The 256-nt window shown below is 45.3% G+C and carries 1 protein-coding gene; it reads left to right on the forward strand.

All coding sequences use genetic code 11. The features are described 5' to 3' along the window. Window positions 1–256 (forward strand): cupin domain-containing protein (locus HBA93_RS22110; protein ID WP_221724674.1); only part of this gene is annotated, 256 nt, incomplete at both ends.

The following is a 256-nucleotide window of genomic DNA, read 5'->3' on the forward strand; positions in this document are numbered from 1 at the left end:
CTCAACTTTGATGCATGAGCCCCCCGGTCATCGCAGTGAACCAACTTCGCATGAAGGGGAAGAGATTTTCTACATAGTTCGCGGTTCACTCACGCTGGAGCTGGAAGGCGATTTAATAATTTTGAATGAAGGTGATACTGCACACTTTCCATCATCCAGAACACATGTGACTTGGAACCATACAGATACGACCACTGTAGTTTTTCATACATGCACAATGGACATATTTGGTGATGGAAATCTGGCAGCGACTTGG

Source organism: Ochrobactrum sp. SFR4 (genome assembly GCF_019730395.1).
Taxonomy (GTDB): Bacteria; Pseudomonadota; Alphaproteobacteria; order Rhizobiales; family Rhizobiaceae; genus Pseudochrobactrum.